4 protein-coding genes are annotated in these 3,160 nt (G+C 59.8%); all 4 read right to left on the bottom strand.

The features are described from left to right. Positions 1-877, bottom strand: an 877-nt coding sequence (locus tag EN914_RS29695; protein ID WP_127389459.1) for an IS481 family transposase, incomplete at its 3' end; no start/stop codon positions are given. 239 nt (positions 878-1,116) lie between these two features. Next, the gene (locus EN914_RS29690) at positions 1,117-1,374 is read right to left on the bottom strand and encodes a PepSY domain-containing protein (RefSeq protein ID WP_024503292.1); all 258 of its coding nucleotides are present in this window, start codon (positions 1,372-1,374) and stop codon (positions 1,117-1,119) included. A 151-nt stretch (positions 1,375-1,525) separates the two neighbouring features. Next, the gene (locus EN914_RS29685) at positions 1,526-2,683 is read right to left on the bottom strand and encodes a hypothetical protein (RefSeq protein WP_024503291.1); all 1,158 of its coding nucleotides are present in this window, start codon (positions 2,681-2,683) and stop codon (positions 1,526-1,528) included. Positions 2,684-2,789: 106 nt separating this feature from the next. Then, the coding region (locus tag EN914_RS29680; RefSeq protein ID WP_245497873.1) for a rhamnan synthesis F family protein at positions 2,790-3,160 on the bottom strand (371 nt) is incomplete at its 5' end.

The raw sequence follows: 3,160 nt of genomic DNA, 5'->3' as shown, positions 1-3,160 counted from the left end.
GTCTTTCGGCGTTGTAGAGGTCGCGCCAGGCGTCGAAGGCTTTTTGCGCGCGCTCGAGATTTTCGAAAGCAGGTCCGGCCATCGCTTCGGCCTTGAGCGAACGGTGGAAGCGCTCCTCCTTGCCCAGCGTCTGCGGATGCAGGGGCCTGGAATGAGAGACGGCGACGCCATGCTCGATCAGCCAGACGGTGAAGCGTGTGAAGTTGCTTCGTCCGCCATCTCCCCATGGCGGACCGTTGTCGAAAGCCATGCGCTGCGGCAGTCCATAGCGGCGAAAGGCGGCAATCAGATGGGTTTTGACCGTTTCGCCGGTCTCGTTGATGCAAGCCTGCAGCACGACGGAGAAGCGCGAATGGTCGTCGAGCGCGGTCAGTGGATGCAACCGGCCGCCCTGCCGCAATGCGACATGGCCCTTGAAGTCCATCTGCCACAGATCGTTGGGGGCGGCATGCTCGAAGCGCCCGAACGGCTTGGCTCCGCCTCCCAGCAAGCCCAGTTCGACACCGTTGCGGTGCAGGATCCCGGTCACTGTCGAGGGCGCAGGCGAACCGATTCCCTCGCGCCGCAGGACCTTGGCGATCTTGCGACCGCCCCAGGCCGGGTGCGTCTGGCGCATGCCAAGAACCGCCGCCTCCACTGCATCCGGGCTGCGCCCCGGGCTCGTCGTGGGGCGACGCGATTGCTCCGCAAGCCCGGCCTCGCCATGGGCGCGATACCGCGCAATCAACTTGTGACCACAGGTTCGGCCGATCCCGAAACGACGACAAAGCGCACTGACATTGCTGCCTTCCTGCACGGCAAGACGCACAAACTCCAACTTCCCATCCATCACGCTGGTGTCCCCAAATGGCAGCGCGAACCTCCCGGCGCAGAGCACGCCAAACTGTTCGCGATGTCCTCGCACACCTGTTCGCGATGTCCCCGGTCCAAACAGTATAGTGACGGGGAGAAAGGGGCTGGCCGCAACGCCGGCGCCATCCTTGCAACGCTGGCGATTGGCGAAATGGGCGATGACAGCGTCCCTCTCCCCGTCACTATACGGGGAGAGGATGCCGGCAGGCAGGTGAGGGGCGGCGCCGGCGCCGGGAAAGGCTGGCTAATTTGATGCGGCGAACCTTATTTCGGCTCCGCCGTCACAGGATCGTAGGTGATTTCGACCTTCGCCTTGTCCGCCGTGTAATAGGTGACGGTGTAGGCGCCGCTGTCCCAGTCGACCTCGTCCACATAGCGAAAGCCGTCGCGCTGCTCGACCTTGGCGATGATCTCCGACAGCTTCTTGGCATTGGGCGGCGGCAGCGGCTTGTCGTCCGCGGCCAAGGCCGGCGCGCCGGCGAGAAGAACGGCGACGCTTGTCGCCAGCAGAAATCTGGACATGGCTTTCCCTCAAGTTTTCGTCGGAGAGAAACTCGCTGGCGTGCCGGTTTGTTCCGCGGCTGGAGACTTGCGACCGAGACTTGCGATCGGTCGATTGGATGGTCGCCCAATCCGCCGCATCGATACCGAGCTAGGATCCCGGCAGGCAAGGCTAGTCCGCCGCGCCCACTGATATGCCGCTATCAATCCGATACAGTTCTTCCACATAGCCCCTACGGAGCCAGTAGGGGCTCCTGTAGGTGCGAGCAAAGCTCCGATCGGCACTCAGCAGCTTTGAAACGTGAAGAAGCCTCGCGCCGCCAGCGATGAGTTGCTCACCCTCGTGATTGATGCTGAGGAAGAAGCCCGAAGTGATGCGCTTTATCTGTTGCACATACTCGTCAAAGATGCGGCGATTGATTTCGGGAAATGAGTCCTGGTTGGCGGTGACCCGAAAGGTGCGGTCCACTTCACTGGAGCAATTCCAGTTCGCTCTCAGTTTGATGGCTTCGTTGCGCGATTCCTCGCCTTCAAGGCAGACGGCTTCCTGACCGAGGGTTCCGATCAGGAAGTAACCCGACAGGACGTTCACAATTGGAAGGTCGAAGATCGTAACATCCTTGCGGCCCATCCGGTTCAGGTAAAATGCAGCAAGCCCGAGCCCTCCGCCAAATTCACAAATCCGATCTTCGGGTGCGGCAATATCCCGGATCCGGGTTGCCAGATAGAGTGCGTTGATGTGCCTGTAGTGGAGCAGGCCACCCCTGATTTTCAGACCGGCGACATGAACCGGTCCCTGCGGCGGGATGATGCGGATGCCGAGCTGTGCTTCTAAGGCGTCCACGATTTCGTCTGGGTTCCGGAGACCGTTCTTGCCCCATTTCCCGTCCGTCCCCTGTTCGGGGCTTTCCACCGACAGGACGCCGAGCGCCTCGCCCAGGCACAGCAATTTGTCGAAGTAGCTGTATGCAACAAACTGCTCGTCGCGATCCCAATACGTATAGCCGTCGATCCCCGTCGTAATTCCGCCGAACCAGGTGTATTCCTTGCCGAAATCAACCAGATAGCGTGACAATTGCTCGGCATCTTCGGCCTCGATGAAGCTGATCATCTGACCAAGGTTGTCACGCATCAATGCCGACCAGAGGTCATCGTCGGTGATTTGCTTGAGCCGGCTCTCCTGCAGTATCGTCGCCTTGTAGGCGGCAATCAGCCGGCGGCATGTCACCACCATCTCCGGGTTCCATTGAGCGTCCTTCTTGCCGAACGGCAAGGGGCGAGTTTCTCTCTCCATCGGATGGACTAGCGTGTGGCGGAAAATATCGTTCATGGGTTCATTCGTCTAAAGACCATTAAGAGAGCGGGCAATTTCAATCTCTCTTCCACGATCCCTCTTCCACAATCGTTTCCGGAGAGGTTGTCTGGTCCAGCCCTAGCTAGTTCCCACCAGGAAGCAAGTTGACGTTCCGCTTGTCCACGAACCGCCGGACAATCCAGGGAGACGATGCGGACTGGAGTTGATCGCTTGCGGCATGCCATTGCGGAAGAGCTATTTTCAACCATTTCAATCCGGCCAGTTCGCAGGAAATGAAAAACAAGCGCTCTATGGCATGCGCGTTTGTAAGCGAAAGCTGCCCATTTTCCTCGGGAAAATCAGTTGCAACGAGATTGAGGTCGAGAAGCGGCTTGAGGGCCTTTGAGCGTGCCCAGAACATCGAACCGGATGGAAAGTCGATGTTCTCGATCCCGCCAATCGCCTTAGCGAGGTGCGGGCCAAGGCCGGCGGCCAATTCCTTGCAGTCAGCCC

Origin of the sequence: Mesorhizobium sp. M7A.F.Ca.CA.001.08.2.1, assembly GCF_003998455.1 — a bacterium.
In the GTDB taxonomy this organism is placed as follows: Bacteria; Pseudomonadota; Alphaproteobacteria; order Rhizobiales; family Rhizobiaceae; genus Mesorhizobium; species Mesorhizobium ciceri.
This window is presented reverse-complemented; position numbering and strand designations above follow the sequence as displayed.